This is a genomic window from Cronobacter malonaticus LMG 23826 (assembly GCF_001277215.2).
In the GTDB taxonomy this organism is placed as follows: domain Bacteria; phylum Pseudomonadota; class Gammaproteobacteria; order Enterobacterales; family Enterobacteriaceae; genus Cronobacter; species Cronobacter malonaticus.
In genome coordinates, this window is sequence record NZ_CP013940.1 from 3,477,285 (window position 1) to 3,498,101 (window position 20,817).

18 protein-coding genes, 1 pseudogene and 1 other annotated feature (1 of these 20 cut by a window edge) are annotated in these 20,817 nt (G+C 57.1%); of the genes and pseudogenes, 8 read left to right on the forward strand and 11 right to left on the reverse strand.

Annotation, left to right across the window (positions count from 1 at the left end; genetic code table 11):
- Nucleotides 1–101: a sequence feature (Thr leader region), on the reverse strand (it extends 17 nt beyond the left edge of the window).
- The 3 genes and pseudogenes from thrL to yjjY form a co-directional block, all read right to left on the reverse strand.
- On the reverse strand, nucleotides 40–108 hold the full coding sequence (thrL, locus tag AFK66_RS21690; RefSeq protein WP_071601047.1) for a thr operon leader peptide: 69 nt from the start codon (nucleotides 106–108) through the stop codon (nucleotides 40–42). Its footprint overlaps the feature before it by 62 nt.
- A 211-nt stretch (nucleotides 109–319) precedes the next feature.
- Nucleotides 320–1,006, reverse strand: a complete 687-nt coding sequence (locus AFK66_RS16310) for a tRNA/rRNA methyltransferase (protein WP_007781601.1) — start codon at nucleotides 1,004–1,006, stop codon at nucleotides 320–322.
- 394 nt (nucleotides 1,007–1,400) lie between these two features.
- A pseudogene (gene yjjY / locus AFK66_RS22480) lies at nucleotides 1,401–1,542 on the reverse strand (YjjY family protein).
- A gap of 97 nt (nucleotides 1,543–1,639) precedes the next feature.
- On the opposite strand from yjjY, the gene arcA reads away from it, so the two are divergent.
- A complete protein-coding gene (arcA, locus tag AFK66_RS16315) occupies nucleotides 1,640–2,356 on the forward strand; it encodes a two-component system response regulator ArcA (protein WP_007675752.1) in 717 nt (238 codons plus the stop codon).
- Between the two features lie 58 nt (nucleotides 2,357–2,414).
- Here the strand turns inward: arcA and creD are convergent, their stop codons facing one another.
- The 4 genes from creD to creA all read right to left on the reverse strand — a co-directional run bounded on the left by creD (nucleotide 2,415) and on the right by creA (nucleotide 6,467).
- Complete coding sequence (gene creD, locus AFK66_RS16320) at nucleotides 2,415–3,773, reverse strand: cell envelope integrity protein CreD (RefSeq protein WP_032982936.1); 1,359 nt, start codon at nucleotides 3,771–3,773, stop codon at nucleotides 2,415–2,417.
- Nucleotides 3,774–3,852: 79 nt separating this feature from the next.
- Nucleotides 3,853–5,277, reverse strand: a complete 1,425-nt coding sequence (gene creC / locus AFK66_RS16325) for a two-component system sensor histidine kinase CreC (RefSeq protein WP_023899462.1) — start codon at nucleotides 5,275–5,277, stop codon at nucleotides 3,853–3,855.
- Nucleotides 5,277–5,969, reverse strand: a complete 693-nt coding sequence (gene creB, locus AFK66_RS16330) for a two-component system response regulator CreB (protein WP_023899463.1) — start codon at nucleotides 5,967–5,969, stop codon at nucleotides 5,277–5,279. Before creB ends, creC begins: the two co-directional genes overlap by 1 nt.
- An 18-nt stretch (nucleotides 5,970–5,987) precedes the next feature.
- Entirely contained in the window at nucleotides 5,988–6,467 is a 480-nt protein-coding gene (gene creA, locus AFK66_RS16335) for a protein CreA (RefSeq protein ID WP_032967833.1), read from the reverse strand.
- Nucleotides 6,468–6,677: 210 nt separating this feature from the next.
- On the opposite strand from creA, the gene robA reads away from it, so the two are divergent.
- Entirely contained in the window at nucleotides 6,678–7,547 is an 870-nt protein-coding gene (gene robA, locus AFK66_RS16340; RefSeq protein WP_007781414.1) for an MDR efflux pump AcrAB transcriptional activator RobA, read from the forward strand.
- On the opposite strand, the gene gpmB is transcribed toward robA, so the two are convergent.
- Complete coding sequence (gpmB, locus tag AFK66_RS16345; RefSeq protein ID WP_007781412.1) at nucleotides 7,544–8,191, reverse strand: 2,3-diphosphoglycerate-dependent phosphoglycerate mutase GpmB; 648 nt, start codon at nucleotides 8,189–8,191, stop codon at nucleotides 7,544–7,546. The genes robA and gpmB overlap by 4 nt on opposite strands.
- Nucleotides 8,192–8,247: 56 nt before the next feature.
- Between gpmB and yjjX the strand changes: the two genes are divergently transcribed.
- Nucleotides 8,248–8,763 (forward strand): inosine/xanthosine triphosphatase, encoded by a 516-nt coding sequence (gene yjjX, locus AFK66_RS16350; RefSeq protein WP_023899464.1) that lies wholly within the window; start codon nucleotides 8,248–8,250, stop codon nucleotides 8,761–8,763.
- Here the strand turns inward: yjjX and trpR are convergent.
- Nucleotides 8,754–9,083: a trp operon repressor gene (trpR, locus tag AFK66_RS16355; RefSeq protein ID WP_007767317.1), complete on the reverse strand. Its 330-nt coding sequence runs from the start codon at nucleotides 9,081–9,083 to the stop codon at nucleotides 8,754–8,756. The two genes, yjjX and trpR, sit on opposite strands and share 10 nt — an antisense overlap.
- 53 nt (nucleotides 9,084–9,136) lie before the next feature.
- Nucleotides 9,137–11,071: a murein transglycosylase gene (gene sltY, locus AFK66_RS16360; RefSeq protein WP_007781378.1), complete on the reverse strand. Its 1,935-nt coding sequence runs from the start codon at nucleotides 11,069–11,071 to the stop codon at nucleotides 9,137–9,139.
- 234 nt (nucleotides 11,072–11,305) lie between these two features.
- On the opposite strand from sltY, the gene ettA reads away from it, so the two are divergent.
- The 5 genes from ettA (at nucleotide 11,306) to AFK66_RS16385 (ending at nucleotide 19,549) form a co-directional block, all read left to right on the forward strand.
- Entirely contained in the window at nucleotides 11,306–12,973 is a 1,668-nt protein-coding gene (ettA, locus tag AFK66_RS16365) for an energy-dependent translational throttle protein EttA (RefSeq protein WP_004386289.1), read from the forward strand.
- Nucleotides 12,974–13,465: 492 nt separating this feature from the next.
- Nucleotides 13,466–14,614 carry a KpsE/RkpR family capsule polysaccharide export protein gene (locus tag AFK66_RS16370; RefSeq protein WP_007781375.1) on the forward strand — a complete coding sequence of 383 codons (1,149 nt, stop codon included), beginning with the start codon at nucleotides 13,466–13,468 and terminating at the stop codon, nucleotides 14,612–14,614.
- A 28-nt stretch (nucleotides 14,615–14,642) separates the two neighbouring features.
- Entirely contained in the window at nucleotides 14,643–16,307 is a 1,665-nt protein-coding gene (locus tag AFK66_RS16375) for a polysaccharide biosynthesis/export family protein (RefSeq protein WP_007781373.1), read from the forward strand.
- Nucleotides 16,308–16,310: 3 nt separating this feature from the next.
- The gene (locus AFK66_RS16380) at nucleotides 16,311–18,356 is read left to right on the forward strand and encodes a capsular polysaccharide biosynthesis protein (RefSeq protein ID WP_023899466.1); all 2,046 of its coding nucleotides are present in this window, start codon (nucleotides 16,311–16,313) and stop codon (nucleotides 18,354–18,356) included.
- On the forward strand, nucleotides 18,353–19,549 hold the full coding sequence (locus AFK66_RS16385) for a capsule biosynthesis protein (RefSeq protein ID WP_023899467.1): 1,197 nt from the start codon (nucleotides 18,353–18,355) through the stop codon (nucleotides 19,547–19,549). The genes AFK66_RS16380 and AFK66_RS16385 overlap by 4 nt, the downstream gene beginning before the upstream one ends.
- Here the strand turns inward: AFK66_RS16385 and AFK66_RS16390 are convergent.
- Nucleotides 19,544–20,773, reverse strand: coding sequence for an alpha/beta hydrolase (locus tag AFK66_RS16390; RefSeq protein ID WP_032983354.1), 1,230 nt, complete (start codon nucleotides 20,771–20,773; stop codon nucleotides 19,544–19,546). The genes AFK66_RS16385 and AFK66_RS16390 overlap by 6 nt on opposite strands.
- Between the last annotated feature and the right edge of the window lie 44 nt (nucleotides 20,774–20,817).

Sequence of the window (20,817 nt, forward strand, 5' to 3'; positions counted from 1 at the left end):
TGTTCAGGTGCGGGCTTTTTTCAGTTTTTCCTGTACGCGTCAGCCCGCCCCGTTACCTGTGGTAATGGTGGTGGTAGTAATAATGGTAGTCAGGCTGATGCGAATCATGGATGTTGTGTGCTCTGTACTTTTCTGTTTTCTGTCCTGTATCTCTATTGGTTAAAGTAATCGTCAGGTTAAGTCAACGAATATTTCATTTACGCACCGGCCGAAACTTTCCCCACGGATACCGATAAAAGCCGCTCTCACGGCCCGAAAAACCGGCGAATACCCTGTTGATTTAGCATTTAATGCTATTCAGTGGAGACATATCAGCATTTCAGCCCGCCACTTTTTTTTCAATATCATGCAGCAAACGATGCAGCATTGCGGTGTCGCGCTGCTCAAGCAGCCCCAGACGCTGTTGTAACCAGTCGGCCATTTTAAGGTCGTCTGCCACTCCGAGCGTTGCCAGCAAGGCATCAATACGCAGACGTAACGCTTTCAGTTGCTGCTCATCGGCGGCGGGCGCGACGGCAGGCGTGTTTTGCATCAGCGACGTTAGCTGATAGCAGTACACCATCACCGCCTGGCCCAGATTCAGCGACGGGTAATCCGCCACCATCGGTACGCCGGTCAGCACATCGGCGAGCGCCAGCTCGTCGTTGGTAAGCCCCGAATCTTCGCGCCCGAAAACCAGCGCCGTCACCGGCAGCCAGGCCGCTTTCTCTTCAAGCAGCGGCAATAACTGTTGCGGCGTCGCGTAGTAGTGAAATTTGGCGCGGCTGCGCGCCGTGGTAGCGACGGTAAAATCCACGTCTTCAAGCGCAGCGGCAAGCGTGTCGTAGTGCTTTGTATTATCAAGAATATCGCCCGCGCCGTGGGCGACGCGACGCGCCGCCGGGTCGAGATGCGCTGTGCTTTCCACAATACGCAGTTCGGTAAATCCCATGGTTTTCATGGCGCGCGCGGCGGCACCGACGTTTTCAGGTCTGGCGGGAGACACCAGAATAATTGGCAAACGCATAAGGCTCTTAGTGATCCTGTTGTGGAGGTAAATATCAGCGCGCTAATTAATACGCGTCGCGAATTTACATTTTATATACAATTTCGTTCTGCAAAGGACGGCAAAAAAGATAAAAAATAGTTATGAATAATTAGAAATAAAACCGTTTAATGATGCCTTTAAATCCCGCTTATGAGGCTGTTTAGTATCAAAAAAAGCCATATAAATTCCGCTTGCTTATCGGATTCACCTTGTTTATTAATTAGGATATGAAATTATCCTCATTGTTATTCAAATGTAACCAAAGTTAGTTCTTCGCTGCGACGATCTCATCAAACTGTTAACGTGCTACAATTGAACTTGATATATGTCAACGAAGAGTAGTTTTATTGGGTGTTGGTATCGTATCATCCTGTTATGTTGCTGTTAAAATGGTTAGGATGACTGCCGTTTTTGACACCGTCGGGTCCAGAGGGAAAAGTACCCACGACCGAGCTAATGATGTTGTTGACGTTGATGGAAAGTGCATCAAGAACGCAATTACGTACTTTAGTCATGTTAGGCCGGGCATGTTAATTTATGGCATGCATAAGGCAGGTCAGGGACTTTTGTACTTCCTGTTTCGATTTAGTTGGCAATTTTTAGGTAGCAAACATGCAGACCCCGCACATTCTTATCGTTGAAGACGAGTTGGTTACACGCAACACGTTAAAAAGTATTTTCGAAGCAGAAGGCTATGATGTGTCTGAAGCCACCGATGGCGCCGAGATGCACCAGATCCTGTCTGATAATGATATCAACCTGGTTATCATGGATATCAACCTGCCGGGTAAAAACGGCCTGTTGCTGGCACGTGAACTGCGCGAGCAGGCAAATGTCGCACTGATGTTCCTGACCGGCCGTGATAACGAGGTGGATAAAATCTTAGGCCTTGAAATTGGCGCCGACGATTATATCACTAAGCCGTTCAACCCCCGTGAACTGACTATTCGCGCCCGCAACCTGCTCTCCCGCACCATGAATCTCGGTACGGTGAGCGAAGAGCGCCGCAGCGTGGAAAGCTACAAGTTCAACGGCTGGGAGCTTGATATCAATAGCCGTTCGCTGATTAGCCCTAACGGCGAGCAGTATAAACTGCCGCGCAGCGAATTTCGCGCGATGCTGCATTTCTGCGAAAACCCGGGCAAGATCCAGACCCGTGCGGAACTGCTGAAGAAAATGACCGGTCGCGAGCTTAAACCGCATGACCGTACTGTTGACGTGACCATCCGTCGCATCCGTAAACATTTCGAGTCCACGCCGGACACCCCGGAAATCATCGCCACCATTCATGGCGAAGGTTACCGTTTCTGCGGCGATCTGCAGGAATAAGGCGTTTCGGCGCAACGCAAAAAGGGCGGAATTTCCGCCCTTTTTTATTGCCCGCGTTTTACTTCCAGAGCCGGAACCGCTCTTCCTGCGGCGCAGACGTCAGGCGCTGATAGCGCGGCTTCGCGGGAGTCAGCGCATACCAGTCGATATGACGCGTCAGCAGCATCACCGCCGTCAGCGCGACGAACAGCAGCCCACTACCGAGCAACAGCGCGAAATCCTGCGAGCGCAGCAGTTGCCAGAGCACGCCATCAAGCGCCAGCAGACCGCCTGCGAACATCAGGCTGCGCCGCCACCCTTTCAGCACCGCCTGAAGATAGAGCGCGTTTAGTCCGGCGCCCGCGAGACTCGCGGCAAGCCAGGCCAGGTTAAAGCCGATATGCTCGGAAAACGCCAGCAGCAGCAGGTAAAACATCACCAGCGACAGCCCCACCAGCAGATACTGCACCGGGTGCATCGTAATGCCGCAAAGCGTTTCACAGACGAAAAACGCCATGTAGGTGAGCGCTATCAGCAGTACGGCGTATTTCACCGCCCGGTCGGTTAGCTGATACTGATCCACCGGCGTTGCCACCGTCACGCTAAACGCAGGCAAGTTGCGAAGCGTCACGCTCTGCGCGTCGTGAAATTCACTGTCGATATTGTTGGCATACCAGCTGCTGCGCCATTTTGCCGCAAAACCGCTGGCGGAAATCTCCCGCGTCGTCGGCAGGAAATTGCCGTAAAACCCCGGATGTGGCCAGTTGCTGATAAGCGACAGCTCGCTCTGGCGGCCCAGCGGCACGACGGAAAACGCGCCGGTGCCGTTCAGCTCCAGCGAAAAACTGACCGCGAGCGTCGGGGAGTTCAAAAGCGCAGCAGGTACGACGGCGTGTAGCCCCTGCCCGCCCTCTTCAAGAGCGGAACCTGGCTCCACCGACAGCGCCTGCCCGTTGATTTTCAGCGCGCCCACGTTACCGATGCCGCGCGCATCGCCCACTGCCATCACCAGCCGCGCGTCGCCCAGATGGTACTGCGCACCGGGGTTCAGCGCCTGTTCAGGCAAGGTGAAGCGCGCTTCCAGCGAGATATCGCTGCGCCAGACTTGCCCTTCGTAGATGCCGATATACCGCGGCTCAACCGCCTGCTTTCCCGTGACCACCAGCGATTCCGGCAGCCAGTAACGGATAAAATTGCGCTCTTTGGTGACGTCTTTGCCCCCTTCCGTCACGGTGGTGATTTCCGTTACCGGAATGGCGATAAGCGGCCCGACCAGCTTTTGCGGCCCGCTGGTGCTCTGCTCAAGCGAGTGTGAGACATCGTCGCGGTAGTCGGCGCGCTCGTCGATAACCACGCTCAGAATACGCAGCGGAATTAACAACAGCGCCATACAGCCCAGCAGCGCCAGCCCTTTTAACATCAGTGGTGATTTCAACATAAGCCTCTCCTCTTCGATGCTGCCGAAGATAGAGGGCTTATGTGGGGTGGAAATGAAGTTATGTGAAGCGCCGGTGAAGTCAGGCGAGCGGTAACGTCAGCCGCGCCTCAACGCCGCCTTCCGGCCGGTTGGCGAGCGCGATCTCGCCCTGATGAAGCCGCGCCACTTCCTGCACAAAAGCAAGGCCGAGTCCGCTGCTCTTCTGCCCGCTCACGCGCGGCAGTGAATAGAAACGCTCGAAGATACGCGCCAGTGCGTAGTCGGGGATGCCGCTGCCGGTGTCCGCGACGCGCACAATTGCGCGATCGCCTTCCTGCCACGCACCAAGCGTTATCTCGCCGCCTGGCGGGGTGAAGTCGAGCGCGTTAACAAGCAGATTGCCGATAGCCTGGTGCAGCAGCGCCTCATCGCCTGCCACGCGCAGGCTGCCAGGGGCGGGATCGAGCGTGAGCCGCACCGCTTTTTGCAGCAGCGTTGAGGCGTGGAGTTCAGCAAGCGTAGCGAACAGCGGCGCCAGCAACACCGGCTCCGGCGTGATCTCCAGCCGGTTTTCGAGTTTGGCTTGGTGCAACAACTTCTCCACCAGCGCCTGCATACGCGCGTTTTGCTCAAGAATATTGTCGCAAAAGCGCTGTGCCACCGCCGGCGGCGGCGATTCACGCAGGATCTCCGCCGCGCCGCGAATGCCCGCAAGCGGGCTTTTCAGCTCGTGCGTCAGCGCATGGACATACTGCTCAATGTAATTTTTGCCTTCCAGCCGCACGCGCATGTTTTCCAGCGCCTGCGCGAGACGCCGCAGCTCGCTGCTGCCAGGGTCCGGCAACGGCAGCGGCGCGGCTTCCGTGACCGAATCGGCGTAGCGCACCAGCGTGCCGATGGAGCGGTTAATCCACAGCACCATAACGATGCCGGTCAGCAGCGCGATACCGAGCAGCGCCACGCCCGCCATCATGATCCGATGCTCGCTGCGCCTGATCACCGGCGCGAGCGCGATATTCGGCTTGCCCACGCTCAGCACGCCGATGATGCGTCCGGCGTCGCGCACGGGGGCGGCGACATACATTACGGTACTGTCCGGGTCGTCCGGGTGCAGCGGCGAGCTGCGCGCGCCATACTTGCCACGAAGCGTCAGCCAGACATCGTTCCAGCGCGAATAGTCCTGCCCGACCGCCGCGCCGCTGGAGTCAAACACCACGCGCCCCTGGGCGTCGGTCAGGTACACGCGGTATTCATTGCGCTCTTTTTTAATACCGCTGATGTTGGCGTTTACCGGGTAATGGTTTAACCGCTCAAACGCCTGCGCCAGTTGTCCGTCGCGCGGATGGCCCGCCAGCAGATCGTCGCGGGCGATCTCCGCCAGCAGCGTGGCGGTGTCGTTAAGCGAGCCTTCCGTCGCGCGCCGCACGCCGGGTTTGATCTCCTGCACGAAAATCGTGAGCACGAACCAGGCCGCCACGGCGACGATCAGAAAGTAGCCCAGCAGAAGCCGCATGCCGATGCGCATTAGTTAACCGCCAGGCTGTAACCCAGCCCCCGGTGCGTGGCGATCGGCGACGCGTCAGGATTGACCGCGCGCAGCTTGGCGCGCAGCGTTTTAATATGGGTATCGACGGTGCGATCGAAACTGTCGTTGGCATCTCCCCAGACGATGTCCATCAGTTGCTGGCGCGAGTAGACACGCCCCGGCGCCAGCAGCAGCGTTTTCAGCAGCAGATATTCATAGCGGGTGAGCGACAGCGGCTGGCCACACCAGGCGATGTGCGCAGCCTCGTCATTCAGTTCGAAACGCCCCGCCCGCACAATGGTCTGCGCGCTACTCTGCTGCTTTTGCAGACGCCGCAGAATGGTGCGCACGCGGGCGCAAACCTCACGCGGCGAGAACGGCTTGGCGACGTAATCATCCGCGCCGATTTCCAGGCCAATAAGCTTATCGACCTCCTCGCTGCGCGCGGTCAGAAACAGCACCGGCAGCGCCGGATGTGCCGCCAGAAGCTGACGACACAGCTCGAAGCCGCTGATATCAGGCAGGCCCACATCCAGCACCACCAGGTCCGGCAGCGTCTGCCGGGCGGCGTCTAGCGCGGGCAGCCCGCGCTCAAACGTCCGTACCGTAAATCCTTCAAGCTGCATGACATACGACAGCGCTTCGCTGATGCTGGTCTCATCCTCCACCAGCCAGACGGTTGTCTGATTCATCCTGAATAATCCTGTGAATTACCGGGCCTGACCCCACGGCATAATTGGTACGGCGCTCAGCGCGTTTTTCGGCGAGCCTTCGACGACTTTATCGGAATAGGTCAGATAGGCGAGCGTATTGCGTTTCGCGTCGTAAAAACGCACCACCTGCAATTTTTTGAAGATAAGCGACGTGCGCTTCTGGAACACCACATCACCCTGCGCTTTTCCGGCTTTGATTTTATCGCTCAGCTCAATCGGCCCGACCTGCTGGCAGGAGATCGCCGCATCGGATGTATCTTCCGCCAGCCCCAGTCCACCTTTGATACCGCCGGTTTTGGCGCGACTCAGGTAACAGGTCACATTTTTGACATCCGGATCGTCAAACGCTTCCACCACGATTTTGTGATCCGGCCCCAGCCATTTAAATACGGTATCGACCGATCCGATTTCTTCGGCGCGTAAACCGCCGCTTAAGGCCATAAACATTACTGGAACTAATAACATCCTATATTTCATATTGTTACCATTCATTAAAGGTTACATTTAGTGACTATTCACCGTTAGAACAAAAAACCTTACATATCACATTGTTACTCAAAAACGCGGTTTTGCAGCAGTCCATCTTGCCGGAACCGCAAAAGAAAACACTGAATGCCAGAAGAGCAAAAAATGCTACTATTCGCTACCCACTTTTTCAGGCACTGCGTTTAAGGATGAGGATTAAATATGGATCAGTCTGGGATCATTCGGGATCTGCTCGTCTGGCTGGAAAGCCATCTTGATCACCCCTTGTCTCTGGACAATGTGGCGGCCAAAGCCGGGTATTCCAAGTGGCATTTACAACGGATGTTCAAAGAGGTGACGGGCCACGCGATTGGCGCGTATATCCGCGCGCGCCGGTTGTCGAAATCCGCTGTCGCGCTGCGTCTGACCGCGCGCCCGATCCTGGACATCGCGCTGCAATACCGTTTCGACTCACAGCAGACGTTCACCCGCGCCTTTAAAAAGCAGTTTTCACTCACGCCAGCGCTCTATCGCCGTTCGGAGGACTGGAGCGCGCAGGGTATGCGTCCGCCGATCCGCCTTGAGCCGTTTACGCCGCCGCCGCATGAGTTTGTCACGCTCGCGCCAATGCACCTCACCGGCCTCACCCAAAGCTATACCTGCTCGCTTGAGCAAATTTCGGTGTTCCGCCAGCAGATGCGCGTACAATTCTGGCGCGAATTCCTGGCGAACTGCCCGACGATCCCGACAGTCTTTTACGGCCTGAACGAATCGCGCCCGAGCGTGGAAAAAGATGACGAGCAGGAAGTCTTTTACACCACGGCGCTGCCGGAGCCGCTGGCGGAAGGCTGCGTGGAGCACGCCCATCCGGTGACGCTGGAGGGCGGCGACTATGTGCAGTTTACCTATGAAGGGCCAGGCACCGGCGTGCAGGAGTTTATCCTGACCGTCTACGGCACCTGTATGCCCGCACTGGGGCTGACGCGCCGCCGTGGTCAGGATATCGAGCGCTATTTACTCGCCGAAGAGGCCAGCGCGCAGGAGCGCGATATCAACCTGCGCTGCGAGTACCTGATCCCCATCCGCCGTTAACGCTGTAGCTCATCCAGCGCAGGCGCATCGAGATGCGACACATCGCCTGCGGTTTCCACCACCCAGCCGGACGCGAGCCACGGGCTTTGCTGATAATCCACGCGAGAAATCGAGCAGTTGCGCAGGCGCAGACGGCGCTCCGCATACGCGGGCAGGCCGAGGATGGTGCTGACGAGACAGCCTAGCGCCATACCGTGGCTCACCAGTAACGGGCGGCTTCCCGGCGGCAGATCGAGACAGGCGTTCAGCGCGCCGTGCATACGCTCGCTCACCTCCTGCATCGACTCCCCTTGCGGAATACGGCCATCCGGCGTGCCGTTAACCAGCTGACGGCGCCAGCCTTCTTCTTCTTCGCTGAGCGTGTCGAGATGGCGGCGCTCAAGAATGCCCATATCCAGTTCGCGCAGGCGCGGATCGAGTATCACTTCGCAGCCGCAGCCCTGCGCGATAATCTCGGCGGTGCGCTGCGTGCGCCCCAGATCGCTGGTGATAATGTGCGTAATGCCAAGCGCTTTAGCGCGCTGCGCCACCTGCATGGCCTGGCGTTCCCCTTTTTCCGTCAATGGGCTGTCCGATTGCCCCTGGATGCGTCGCTCGGCGTTCCACTGCGTTTCACCGTGGCGAACCAGATATACCTGTAACATGCTTTTTATCCGTTATACTGCTGCGACTTTAAACGTCTGTGAGTGTGAATTGAATTATGTACCATGTTGTCTGCGCCACGACGAATCCAGCCAAAATTCAGGCGATTCTGCGTGCTTTTAACGAGATTTTTGGCGAAGCATCCTGCCATATCGACGCCGTCTCCGTCGATAGTGGCGTACCGGAACAGCCGCTCGGCAGTGAAGAAACGCGCACCGGCGCGCGCCAGCGCGTTATCAACGCCCGCGCGCTGCGTCCGCAAGCCGATTACTGGGTGGCAATTGAAGCGGGTATCGATGACGACAGCACCTTTAGCTGGGTGGTGATTGAGAGCGCAGACCAGCGTGGCGAAGCGCGCTCGGCGACGCTGCCGCTGCCTGCGGCGATTCTTGATGAAGTGCGCGCCGGGAAAGCGCTCGGGCCGGTGATGTCTGCCTGGACAGGCATTGATGAAATCGGGCGTAAAGAAGGGGCTATCGGCATTTTCACCGCCGGTAAGCTGACGCGCAGCAGCGTCTACCATCAGGCGGTGATCCTGGCCTTAAGCCCCTTTCATAACGCGATTTACCGCTGAGCCTGTAACAGCTCCTGCTCAAGCCACTGGCGCAACTCCGGCGGCGCCGCTTTCAGGCTGTTGGAGCCGCGGGTGATCGTCGCGATCCCCGCGCCCAGCTCGCTTTTTAGCTCGCGCTGGCTCATCTCTCCACGCAGCAGCTCTTCTATGATCCGCACGCGCGTGCCGAGCGCGGCGCGTTCGTCCGGCGTCAGCAGCAGAGTCAGCAAAGGAAGATGCAGGTCGTTGTCGAAAGATTGTTTCAGGAGCGCCACAAAGCGCAGCCACTCCTGATTACTCTGTTCGGCCTGGGCCGCGGAATAGGTTGAATGTTGAGTCATCAGATGCCGCCATACTCGTTCACTAGTACGACAGGATAGCACAACGCCGCCGATCAGTAACGACGGCTCCACTCCGCATCGCTCATCAACACCGGCTTACCGCCCATGAAGTAGCGGTAATAGGCATCATACGCCAGTACATTCTTCACATAACCGCGCGTCTCGGAGAACGGAATACTTTCGACAAACGCGACCGCGTCGATACGCCCGGCGCTGTTGCCAAGCCAGGTGCGCACGCGCCCCGGCCCGGCGTTATAGGCGGCAGAGGCGAAAATACGGTTGTTGTCGAACATGCCATAGACATATTGCAAATAGCTGGTGCCTATCTGAATGTTGGTTTCCGGGTCGAGCAGCTGCGCGCTATTGCTGTAACCTGGCAGATTAAACATCTTCACCGTGTGGGTGGCGGTGCCCGGCATTAATTGCATCAGACCGGACGCGCCGACCGGCGAGCGCACTTTCGGGTTCCAGGCGCTCTCCTGGCGGGCGATCGCCATCGCGTAGCTCTGCGGAACGGCTTTGTCGCTCACGTAGCGGGCGAAGAGATCTTTATAGGCCAGCGGGAAGCGCTCTTCGAGCTGATCCCAGAGCTTACCGGCGATCGTCGCCTGCACGCTCAGATCCCACCAGTTGCGGTCAAACGCGTAGCGCGCCAGCGCCGCCTGTTCCTGCTTGCTGCGGCTGGTGACGAGGTTCGCCCATTCGCTGCGCGCGGTGTTATCAAGCCCCCAGTACATCAGCTCGCGCACGCGCGCCATCTCCGGGCCTTCAAACAGCGCGGCGTTTACCGCTGGCGCTTTATCGACACGCAGCGGGTAATCTTCGCCAAGCCGCTGCGCCGCCGCCATCGGGTAGAAACCGCGCTGCTGCATCAGCGAATGCAGAATGGTTTTGGCCTCGTCGTCGCGCCCGCGCTCCATCAGGAGATCGGCCTGCCAGTAGCGCCATTCGTCTTTTTCCTTCGCCTCCATCGGCAGACGCGCAAGCCAGGTGTTTAGCCCGCTGCGATCGCCGATACCGAGCGCCATACGCACCCGGCGCTCAATAAGCGATGTGGATTCTGAACGCATGATAGCGTCATCGCGCCAGCGGGCCTGCTCTGCGGTGACATCATTGCCCATTAGCCGCCACGCCACGATATCGCGCAGCTCCTGCGCCTGGGCGTCGTTAAGCTGCTGCGCCTGGATGAGCGACGGGATCATCAGCCGGGCGTTTTCCACGTCCTGACGGGCGACGCTTGCGAACGCCACCGCGGCCATCTGGCGCGTGAAATCGGTCGCGCCGACGCTGCGCACAAAAGTCATCACGCTGTTGGGATCGTTCGCCAGGCTCACCAGCGCGCTGCTGATGGTCTGGTAATCGGGCGGCAGCTGGCTTGCGAGCGAACTGACAAGCGACGTGTTGCCCTCTTTCATCGCGAGGCGAATGCGCTCAAGGTAGGCCAGCGGATCCTGCGCGCCGGACGTGCGCCACGCCTGGAAGAGACGCTCGCACGCCGCAGGCAGGTTTTTGCCGGTCTGCCAGAGATCTTTTGCGCCCTGCCAGGCACCCTGCGCGTCGCCGGTGTTCCACTTCGCGTAATAGTAGTTGCACTGCGCCTCGGTGCTGCCAGGCGGCTGCGGGCTGAACGCCAGCAGGCCGCGCCAGTCTTCGCGGCGCGCCAGTTCGTTGACAAAACGGGACGTCAGCGTGCGCGCCGGCGGCAGCGTCGGGTTCGCCTGAATAAACTGCTGCACCGCGATGGTCGGCTCGTTCATGAGATCGTCAGTAAGCTGGCGATACTGCAAATAGGGATAGAGCGGATAGGTTTGCAGGGTGGGCATCAGCTGCTCCACCACGTCCATCTGCCGGTTATCCCACGCTTGTTTGATCTGCGCATAGCGGCTGCGCTGCTCGTCGAGCGAATCGGCGCGTGCGGCCTGGCCGAGCGTCAGCAGGCAGACGCCCGCCGCCAGCCACCGCCAGACGACCTGTCTGGATGTTCCCACAATCCTTCCTCATGTTAATTGACTGACCGGCAGCCTCATGCCGCCTGAAATTCTCAGATACTTCATGCTAACCAGGCGAAGGCCGTTGCGCCATGTCGCGAACATTTTTTTACTATTCGCCCATTAATGCCTCTTACGCCGCATTCGCGGCGTCGCTGGCTGGGATTAAGCGTTGAAAACAGCTAAACTCCGCAGCTGAGAAACCCTTAATCATGATAAGAGGCGAAGTCCAACGTGGCTCAATTCGTATACACCATGCATCGCGTCGGCAAAGTCGTTCCGCCGAAGCGACACATTCTGAAGAATATCTCTCTGAGCTTTTTCCCTGGCGCCAAAATCGGTGTGCTGGGCCTGAACGGTGCCGGTAAATCCACCCTGCTACGCATCATGGCGGGCATCGATAAAGATATCGAAGGTGAAGCCCGTCCGCAGCCTGGCATCAAAATCGGCTACCTGCCGCAGGAGCCGCAGCTCAACCCTGAACATACCGTGCGCGAATCGATCGAAGAAGCGGTTGCGGAAGTTGTTAACGCGCTCAAGCGTCTGGATGAAGTGTACGCGCTGTACGCCGACCCGGATGCCGATTTCGATAAGCTCGCCGCCGAGCAGGGCAAACTGGAAGAGATTATCCAGGCCCATGACGGCCACAACCTGAACGTGCAGCTGGAACGCGCGGCCGACGCTCTGCGCCTGCCGGACTGGGATGCGAAAGTCGCGAATCTCTCCGGTGGTGAACGCCGCCGCGTGGCGCTCTGCCGTCTGCTGCTCGAAAAACCAGACATGCTGCTGCTCGACGAACCGACCAACCACCTGGACGCCGAATCCGTCGCCTGGCTGGAGCGCTTCCTGCACGACTTCGAAGGCACCGTGGTGGCGATCACCCACGACCGTTACTTCCTTGATAACGTCGCAGGCTGGATCCTCGAACTGGACCGCGGCGAAGGTATTCCGTGGGAAGGCAACTACTCTTCCTGGCTTGAGCAGAAAGATCAGCGTCTGGCGCAGGAAGCCTCTCAGGAAGCCGCGCGTCGTAAATCTATCGAGAAAGAGCTGGAGTGGGTGCGCCAGGGCGCGAAAGGCCGTCAGTCCAAGGGCAAAGCCCGTCTGGCGCGCTTTGAAGAGCTTAACAATACCGAATACCAGAAACGTAACGAAACCAACGAACTCTTTATTCCGCCGGGACCGCGTCTGGGCGATAAAGTGGTGGAAGTCAGCCATCTGCGTAAATCCTACGGCGACCGCGTGCTGATCGACGATCTGAGCTTCTCCGTGCCGAAAGGCGCGATTGTCGGCATCATCGGTCCGAACGGCGCGGGTAAATCCACGCTGTTCCGCATGATGTCAGGCCAGGAACAGCCGGACAGCGGCACCATCACGCTGGGTGAAACCGTGAAACTCGCGTCTGTTGACCAGTTCCGCGACGCCATGGATAACAGCAAAACCGTCTGGGAAGAAGTCTCCGGCGGGCTGGATATCATGAAGATCGGCAACACCGAAATGCCGAGCCGCGCGTACGTTGGCCGCTTTAACTTCAAAGGCGTGGACCAGGGCAAACGCGTGGGCGAGCTGTCCGGTGGTGAGCGCGGCCGTCTGCATCTGGCGAAACTGTTGCAGGTGGGCGGCAACATGCTGCTGCTCGATGAACCGACCAACGACCTGGATATCGAAACCCTGCGCGCGCTGGAAAACGCCCTGCTGGAATTCCCGGGCTGCGCGATGGTTATCTCGCACGACCGCTGGTTCCTGGACCGTATCGCCACGCATATTCTGGATTACCAGGATGAAGGCAAAGTGGAGTTCTTCGAAGGTAACTTCACCGAATACGAAGAGTATAAGAAACGCACGCTGGGCGCCGAAGCGCTGGAGCCGAAGCGTATCAAATACAAACGTATCGCCAAGTAATTCCCGCAACGGCCTTCTTTATGAAGGCCGTTTTTATTCGCGGTTCCCTTCAGATAAATACCTGCCCTTTACTCCGATTTATTTCTGACCAATTGTCCATTCACCCTTGTTATGGTAATTAGTAAATCATATCCCTCCATTTTTATATGATATTTCATGACTGAGGGAATTTTTATTATTAGCGCTATGATTTTCATGGAATGGAAATGTCACGGAATCGTTGTCAGGGTAAGCGGGCCGCCGCCTGCACGTCGTTAACCTCATCTCTCCTCGCTTTTCATCATTTTCAGCGTCAATACATAAAAACAACAGATAGTTTGTAGTTTTACTACCGACATGAGCCGAAACCTCTCGCTATGCTGGCTGCTTTCTTTATACCGGCAACGATAGCTCTGGCATATTGACGTTATTAAAAACGCAGACAGCCGTTAAAGCATTTTTTATAGAAATATATCTCTATCATTTATTCATTAGATTAATGGTATTCACACAGTGCTCACTAAAATAAAACGTTTTTCAGCATGGATGCGGCGTCAGAATTATTCCCGCTTGCTTATTTTGTTTCAGCGCCACTGCGCGAAAATCGTCATTGGCGCGCCATTTCTGTTGCTGATGATCTACCTGCTCATTTTCAGCCAGCCACGTTATGTGAGCGAATCACAGGTGGCCATCAAGCGCGCCAGTGATATAGAAAACGGCAGCCTGAATATCGGCCTGCTGATGGGGGCTTCTAACCCCACATCTGCCGAAGATGCGCTTTATCTGAAAGAGTATCTGCACTCGCCGGATCTCTTAGCCACGCTCGATAAACAGCTTGATTTCAAACACGCCTTTGGCGCAAGCGGTCTGGATCTCTTTTACCATCTCTACTCCGGCGCTACCGCAGAAGCATTTCTGGATTACTACCGTCATCGCATCACTATCAATTACGACAACAAAAATGGCCTGCTGACCATCCAGACCCAGGGTTTCACACCCGGGTTCGCCCTGCGTTTCAACCAGGCGGTACTGAAAGAGTCCGAGCGCTTTATCAACGAGCTTTCGCATCATATTGCACGCGACCAGCAAACCTTTGCCGAAAGTGAACTCGACAAAGCGCGTAAGCGTCTCGACGCCAGCAAAAGCGCCCTGCTCGCCTTCCAGAACCGCAACCAGATGCTCGATCCGCAGGCTTCCGCCGTGGCGGCGAGCTCAGCAGTCAACAACCTGAATGAGCAGAAAATCCGTCTGGAGACGGAGCTGCGCACGCTACTGACTTACCTGCGTGAAGATGCGCCGCCAGTCATCACCACGAAAAACACGCTGGCCTCCATTAACGCGCAAATAGAAAAAGAGAAAAGCAGCATCACGGCACCGGAAGGCGACCGCCTTAATCGTGTGGCGGCAGATTTCGACGAGCTGAAATCGCGCGTGACGTTCGATACAGACCTGTACCAGCTTGCGCTCACGGCGATTGAAAAAACGCGCGTGGAATCGGCCCGCAAACTGAAAAGTCTGGCGGTGATTAGCTCTCCCCAGCTCGCGGAAGAGCCCCGCTACCCGGAAAAACTCTACCTGTTAGCCAGCTGTCTGCTCATCTGCTGCCTGCTGTTTGGCACGATCAAACTGCTGCTGGCCATTATCGACGATCACCGCGCTTAACCTTGCCGCATTAACACCCGAGAGAGTTATGAAACACATTTCATCCGCCTCACTGATCTTTTTCTGTTTATCGGCCAGCGCCAGCGCGCTTGATCTCACCGCTGACCCGGCGCTGACCGGCGCGGCACCGATTCTGTCGCCGTCGCCTTCGTCACCGGTCAGCGCGGACGGCTTTGATAACACACCGCCGCCCGCACCCGCCACGGTCATGAGCCGCATGTTCGGCGCGCAGCTTTTTACCTCACAAAACGCCGAAGGCGGAGCTGGCATCGCCTTTAACCCCAACTACGTGATTGGCCTTGGGGACACCATCCAGGTACGTCTGTGGGGCGCTTTTACCTATGACGGCACATTAACCGTCGACCCGAAAGGCAATATTTTCCTGCCGAACGTGGGCCCGCTGAAAGTCGCGGGCGTGACCAACAGCCAGCTCAACACGCTGGTGATCATGCGCGTAAAAGAGGTTTACCAGGCGAATGTAAATGTCTACGCCTCGCTGGTTCAGGCGCAGCCGGTGAAAGTGTTTGTGACGGGCTATGTCCGCACGCCGGGGCTGTATGGCGGCGTGGCATCCGATTCATTGCTTTCATATCTCAGCAAAGCGGGCGGCGTGGACAGCGAACGCGGCAGCTATGTGGATATCACCGTCAAACGCGGCCAGAAAACACGCTCGCATGTGAACCTTTATGACTTTTTGCTCAACGGCAGCCTTAGCCTGTCGCAGTTCGCCGACGGCGACACCATTATCGTCGGCCCGCGCCAGCACACCTTCGGCGTCGAGGGCGATGTCTTTAACAGCTACGATTTTGAATTTACCGACGAGAGCATATCTGTCTCCGAAGCGCTGCGCTGGGCGCGGCCCAAACCCGGCGCCACGCATATCACTCTGGTGCGTCAACAGGGCGCGATGAAGCAGAGCGAATATTTCCCGATTAGCGACGCCGCGCGCCGCACGCTTCAGGATGGCGACAGAATGGTGGTGAGCTCCGATCGCTACACGGGCACCATTCAGGTGCGTATTGAAGGCGCGCACTCCGGCGAACACGCGATGGTGCTGCCTTACGGTGCCACGCTGCGTCAGGTGATGGCGAAACTGCGCCCGAATACGATGTCGCAGTTAAACGCCATCAAACTCTATCGCCGCTCGGTCGCGCTGCGTCAGAAAGAGATGCTCGATCTGGCGCTGCAAAAGCTGGAGCAGGCTTCGCTTTCCGCGCAGTCATCCACCCAGGAGGAGTCGCGCCTGCGTATGCAGGAGGCGCAACTGGTCAGCCGTTTCGTGGCGAAGGCCCGTACCGTGGTGCCGCAGGGCGAAGTGGTGCTGAATGAGAAAAACCTCGACTCCGTGCTGCTGGAAGATGGCGATGTCATCACCATCCCGGAAAAAACGTCGCTCGTCATGGTGCATGGCGAAGTGCTGTTCCCCAACGCCGTCACCTGGGAGAAAGGGCTGGAGCCTGACGATTACATCGCCAAATGCGGCGGCATGACGCAGAAAGCCAGCGGCGCGAAAGTCATTGTTATCCGCCAGAACGGTGAAGCGCTCAACGCCGAAGATGTTGATGACATGCAGCCGGGCGATGAGCTAATGGTGCTGCCGAAGTATGAGTCGAAGAATATCGAAGTCACGCGCGGTATTTCGACCATCCTGTACCAGCTGGCAGTTGCAGCGAAAGTGATCCTGACGCTGTAGCCGATGAAAAATATGGTCACCGGCATTTTCTCGAAAGGCATCTGGCGCATCCCCGGGCTGGCTCAAATGCTGCCGATGCCTTGCCGGAAACTCGCGCCGCGTCGGGCGATTCCTGATGACATCACGGCTATCGCCGTCTGGGGGAACCGCCCCAGCACGGCGGCGGCCATCACCCGCGCCCGCAAGGCCGGGCTTGCGGTGATGCGCCTTGAGGATGGGTTTATCCGCTCTGTCGGCCCGGCAGCCCATGGTCATCCACCGCTCTCGCTGGTTATCGATTACGACGGTATTTACTACGACGCCAGCCAGCCGAGCACGCTGGAGAAACTGATTCAGGACGCCCCCGGCAACGCGGCGCTGCGTGAAGCGGCGCGCGAGGCGATGCGGCTTATCGTAGAAGGCGATCTGGCGAAGTATAACCACGCGCCGCCGTTCGAGGGTTCGCCAGATGCCCGCGCGGTGCTGGTGGTGGATCAGACGGCAGGCGATATGTCTGTCACCTTTGGCAATGCCAGTGCGGCGTCGTTCCGGCTAATGCTGGAGACGGCCTGTGCCGAAAACCCCGACGCCGACATCTGGGTAAAAACGCATCCTGATGTCGTGCACGGCAACAAACGTGGCTATTTGCAGGACGTCAGCGCAAAGGCTCGTATCCGGCTGATAACCGAAGACGCCAGCCCGCAGTCGCTGCTGCGCTGCGTGTCACGTGTCTATACGGTGACGTCGCATTTCGGCTTCGAAGCGCTGATGGCGGGCAAGCCGGTCGTCTGCTTCGGGCAGCCGTGGTATGCCGGATGGGGGCTGACGGACGACAGGCATCCGGCGGCGGCCATACTTGCCGCGCGTCGGGGTAACGCGTCACTGCTTACGCTTTTCAGCGCCGCCTATTTACGCTATGCACGCTACCTTAACCCACAAACGAATCAGCCAGGCACGCTGTTCGAGGTGCTGGAATGGCTGGCGCTGCAGCGCCGCCATCAGTTGGCGCTGCGCGGCACGCTATGGGTGCCGGGGCTGTCGTTCTGGAAACGCAGCACCGTGAAGCCCTTTCTCGCCACGCCGTATAACCGGCTGCGCTTTACCCGCCGCGCGCCGCAGGCTGATGCCTGCGTGGTGTGGGGAACCACGGGTGAAACACGCTGGCAGTCAGCGGCGCAGGCGCGCGGTATGCCCGTGTGGCGAATGGAAGACGCGTTTCTGCGCTCGGCGGGGCTCGGCTCCGATCTCTTTGCGCCGCTCTCGCTGGTGCTCGATAAACGTGGGATCTATTACGACGCCACGCGCGCAAGCGATCTGGAAATCGCCCTTAATGCAGTCCATCTGAGGCCTGCCGAAGAAGCGCGCGCCGCAGCGCTGCGTCGGCAGATTATCGAAAGCCGGCTCAGTAAGTACAACGCGGGCGGCGCGTGGCGATTGCCTTCATCAGCATCGGGCCGCCGGGTTTTGCTGGTGCCGGGCCAGGTCATTGATGACGCGTCGCTTGCCGGCGGCACACAGGAGATGCGGTCGATCACCGCACTGCTGCGTACCGTTCGCACCCGCAATCCACAGGCGTATATCGTCTTCAAGCCCCACCCGGATGTAGCCTGCGGCAACCGCCAGGGCGAACCCAGCGAGCAAGACGCGCTGCGCTGGGCGGATTGTCTCGCGACACAGGCGGATATCGTCGATGTGCTCGATCAGGTACACGAAGTGCATACGCTCACGTCGCTTGCCGGTTTTGAGGCGCTTCTGCGTGGCAAAAGTGTCTTCTGCTACGGCATGCCGTTTTACGCCGGTTGGGGCCTGACGCATGACGAATACCCCTGCCCGCGCCGCACAAGGCGGCTGACGCTTAACGCACTAATACACACCGCACTTATCGATTATCCCCTTTACCTCCATCCGACGCGCAAAACACCGATGAGCGTGGAAGAAGCGGTCGCGCTGCTTAGCGCGTCACCCCGGCAAAACCACGCGCTGCAGTGTCGCGGAAAGACATTTACCCGGCTCGTCAATAAAGCCCGCAATCTCTTTCACGCGTTTTTTCATTCCCGGTGCCCCAGATGAACCGCAGCGCGCTTGATACCCTGCTTTCCGGCCAGAACTACCTGCTATTGCAGGGGCCCATGGGGCCGTTTTTCCGCGATCTCGGTAACTGGCTGGAGAGCAAAGGCCGCGAGGTGCAACAGGTGGTGTTTAACGGCGGTGACTGGTTCTACCGCCGCAAAGAGAAAAGCCTGCCTTATCAGGGCACGCCTGAGGAATTCGGCGCGTGGTTAGCAGCAACGCGAAGCGCATGGTCGTTTGATACGCTGGTCTGCTTTGGCGACTGTAGACCGCTGCATCAGGCCGCGCGCCAGTGGGCACAAGCGCAGGGGATACGTTTTCTGGTCTTTGAAGAGGGCTATTTGCGCCCGTGCTTTATCACGCTTGAAGAAAACGGCGTGAACGGGTTTTCCGGTCTGCCGCGGGAGGCCGATTTTTATCGTGCCCTGTCTTTTCTGCCGGTACCGGATGTACGGCGTATCGCTCCTTCACTCCTGCGGCGTATCGGCCACGCGTCCTGGTATTATCTGATGGGCTGTTACTTCCATCGCGCATTTCCACTCTATCAGCACCATAAATGCTTCTCGCCGTGGCATGAAGGCGTCTGCTGGGTACGGGCGGCACTCCGTAAGATCGGGTATTGCGTTGCGGAGCGGGGCATCCGACATTCGCTGTCCTCTGAATATCGCGGACGTTATTTTCTCGCCGTGCTACAGGTATTTAACGATAGCCAGTTACAGCATCACAGCGACTACAGCGATATGCGCGACTTTATTGAGGAAGCGATAGGCTCTTTTGCGCGCGGCGCTTTACCCTCGCAGATGCTGGCAATCAAACACCATCCGATGGACAGAGGGCACCGGCAGTATCGTTCGCTGATTAAAACGCTGAGCAGACGCTATGGTGTGAGTGGACGCGTTGTTTATGTGCATGACTTGCCGCTGCCAGAGCTGCTTAGCAACGCCGCAGGCGTCGTGACGATTAACAGTACGGTGGGGATCTCAGCGCTCATTCATAACAAGCCCCTGAAAGTGATGGGAAGAGCGCTGTATGACATGGAAGGGATAACATTTCAGGGGCGCCTGGACGCCTTCTGGCAAGCCTCTTTCCGCCCCGATCACACGCTGTTTTCTACGTTTCGCTACTATCTGATGCGAAAAACCCAGCTTAATACCGTTTTTTACAGCCGTGAAAATCCGTTCTCCGGGTTATAGACCTGCTTTGCGGGTGATATAAACATTTCCTTCATGACTAAACACTTCCAGCGCTTCACTGACGGCGAGCATAGCGTTTGCCTGCGAGGGCTCGGTTTCGAGCGCTTTACGTGCCCAGGTTTGCTGACATGTGATATCAAGAAAAAGCTGATAAGTGCCCGCAGGTAACGCTTCAAGCGAGAGACCTTCATAGCGCAAAGTACAAAACCAGCCCTTGTCATAATTGACAAAGCCACCGTCATAAAGCTGGCGGGTCAGAATCGGGCGATGTGCCTTTGCAATACGAAAAACCTCTTCAAAATTATCCGCTTTGAAAACCAGATCGACCTGAATATCCTGATATTCCGTGCAATCCAGCCCCTTAAGTACCGCAATGCCTTCCGGAAATAACAAAGCATTTTTGACGGCAACTTTTTTCAACACTGCGACCGGCTGCGGCTTGAGCGGACAAGGCAGCAGAGTATTATCCGCTGTCAGTTCACAGTCGCCATAGCGGGGAACCGCCCCCTGTGAGAGCGAGTAGAAGATCCCCAACAGGAGTGGCACATGGTATGACGTTACCTGGTTGTGCTCTCTGATAAGCATTGACCGCGCCATAAAAAGATTAAAGTTTTGGTATTTCCTGAATTCAGGAATATAGGGCTTCACTTCGCTTTCGTACTGGATATCCGCTTCGGATGTCAGCAGATAAATATTTTTATCCACCGCTCTGTCATTAGTTAACTGGTGTGGTAATAACGCATCAAGCTGTCGGGCCGCTGCTTCGCTCGCCTCCCCCGTCATATGCATAAAAACCTCAGGCCATTGGTTTCTGGCGTAACTGCCGATATGAAACTGCGGAACCGTCGAAATAATATTTTTGAAATTATATTTAAGGCCGTACCAGAGCGCGGCACTGCCGCCTTTAGAAAACCCTGCGAGGGTACACTGTGTTTTGTTAAGATTATGACGGAAAAGCATTTTTTCAACAAACGCAATAACCGCCTGCTCAACATAAAAATCGTTGTTATGGCAGAGATAATAGGTACAGGCATCATGAAAGTCATCTTTGATCCACACCACGTGTGCGGGGCAATCCTGGAGAGCGTTAGCAAAATCCCATGTAAACATCCCGGCACCGCCAAAGCCGCTAAAAATAAAAAGCATATGTTGAGTGTCATATTTCCTTTTTTTATAGCGATATTTAATCCGCACGCCATTAATAATTTCCATTTGCTCTGACATATTCACTCCATAAAAACAGGCGCGAGTTATGGTCGCGCCTGTTT

What these genes read in the sequence shown, in the direction of transcription:
- AFK66_RS16310 (WP_007781601.1), bottom strand. Translation starts at nt 1,006, where the DNA reads ATGCGTTTGCCAATTATTCTGGTGTCTCCCGCCAGACCTGAAAACGTC.
- arcA (WP_007675752.1), top strand. Translation starts at nt 1,640, where the DNA reads ATGCAGACCCCGCACATTCTTATCGTTGAAGACGAGTTGGTTACACGC.
- creD (WP_032982936.1), bottom strand. Translation starts at nt 3,773, where the DNA reads ATGTTGAAATCACCACTGATGTTAAAAGGGCTGGCGCTGCTGGGCTGT.
- creC (WP_023899462.1), bottom strand. Translation starts at nt 5,277, where the DNA reads ATGCGCATCGGCATGCGGCTTCTGCTGGGCTACTTTCTGATCGTCGCC.
- creB (WP_023899463.1), bottom strand. Translation starts at nt 5,969, where the DNA reads ATGAATCAGACAACCGTCTGGCTGGTGGAGGATGAGACCAGCATCAGC.
- creA (WP_032967833.1), bottom strand. Translation starts at nt 6,467, where the DNA reads ATGAAATATAGGATGTTATTAGTTCCAGTAATGTTTATGGCCTTAAGC.
- robA (WP_007781414.1), top strand. Translation starts at nt 6,678, where the DNA reads ATGGATCAGTCTGGGATCATTCGGGATCTGCTCGTCTGGCTGGAAAGC.
- gpmB (WP_007781412.1), bottom strand. Translation starts at nt 8,191, where the DNA reads ATGTTACAGGTATATCTGGTTCGCCACGGTGAAACGCAGTGGAACGCC.
- yjjX (WP_023899464.1), top strand. Translation starts at nt 8,248, where the DNA reads ATGTACCATGTTGTCTGCGCCACGACGAATCCAGCCAAAATTCAGGCG.
- trpR (WP_007767317.1), bottom strand. Translation starts at nt 9,083, where the DNA reads ATGACTCAACATTCAACCTATTCCGCGGCCCAGGCCGAACAGAGTAAT.
- AFK66_RS16375 (WP_007781373.1), top strand. Translation starts at nt 14,643, where the DNA reads ATGAAACACATTTCATCCGCCTCACTGATCTTTTTCTGTTTATCGGCC.
- AFK66_RS16380 (WP_023899466.1), top strand. Translation starts at nt 16,311, where the DNA reads ATGAAAAATATGGTCACCGGCATTTTCTCGAAAGGCATCTGGCGCATC.
- AFK66_RS16385 (WP_023899467.1), top strand. Translation starts at nt 18,353, where the DNA reads ATGAACCGCAGCGCGCTTGATACCCTGCTTTCCGGCCAGAACTACCTG.
- AFK66_RS16390 (WP_032983354.1), bottom strand. Translation starts at nt 20,773, where the DNA reads ATGTCAGAGCAAATGGAAATTATTAATGGCGTGCGGATTAAATATCGC.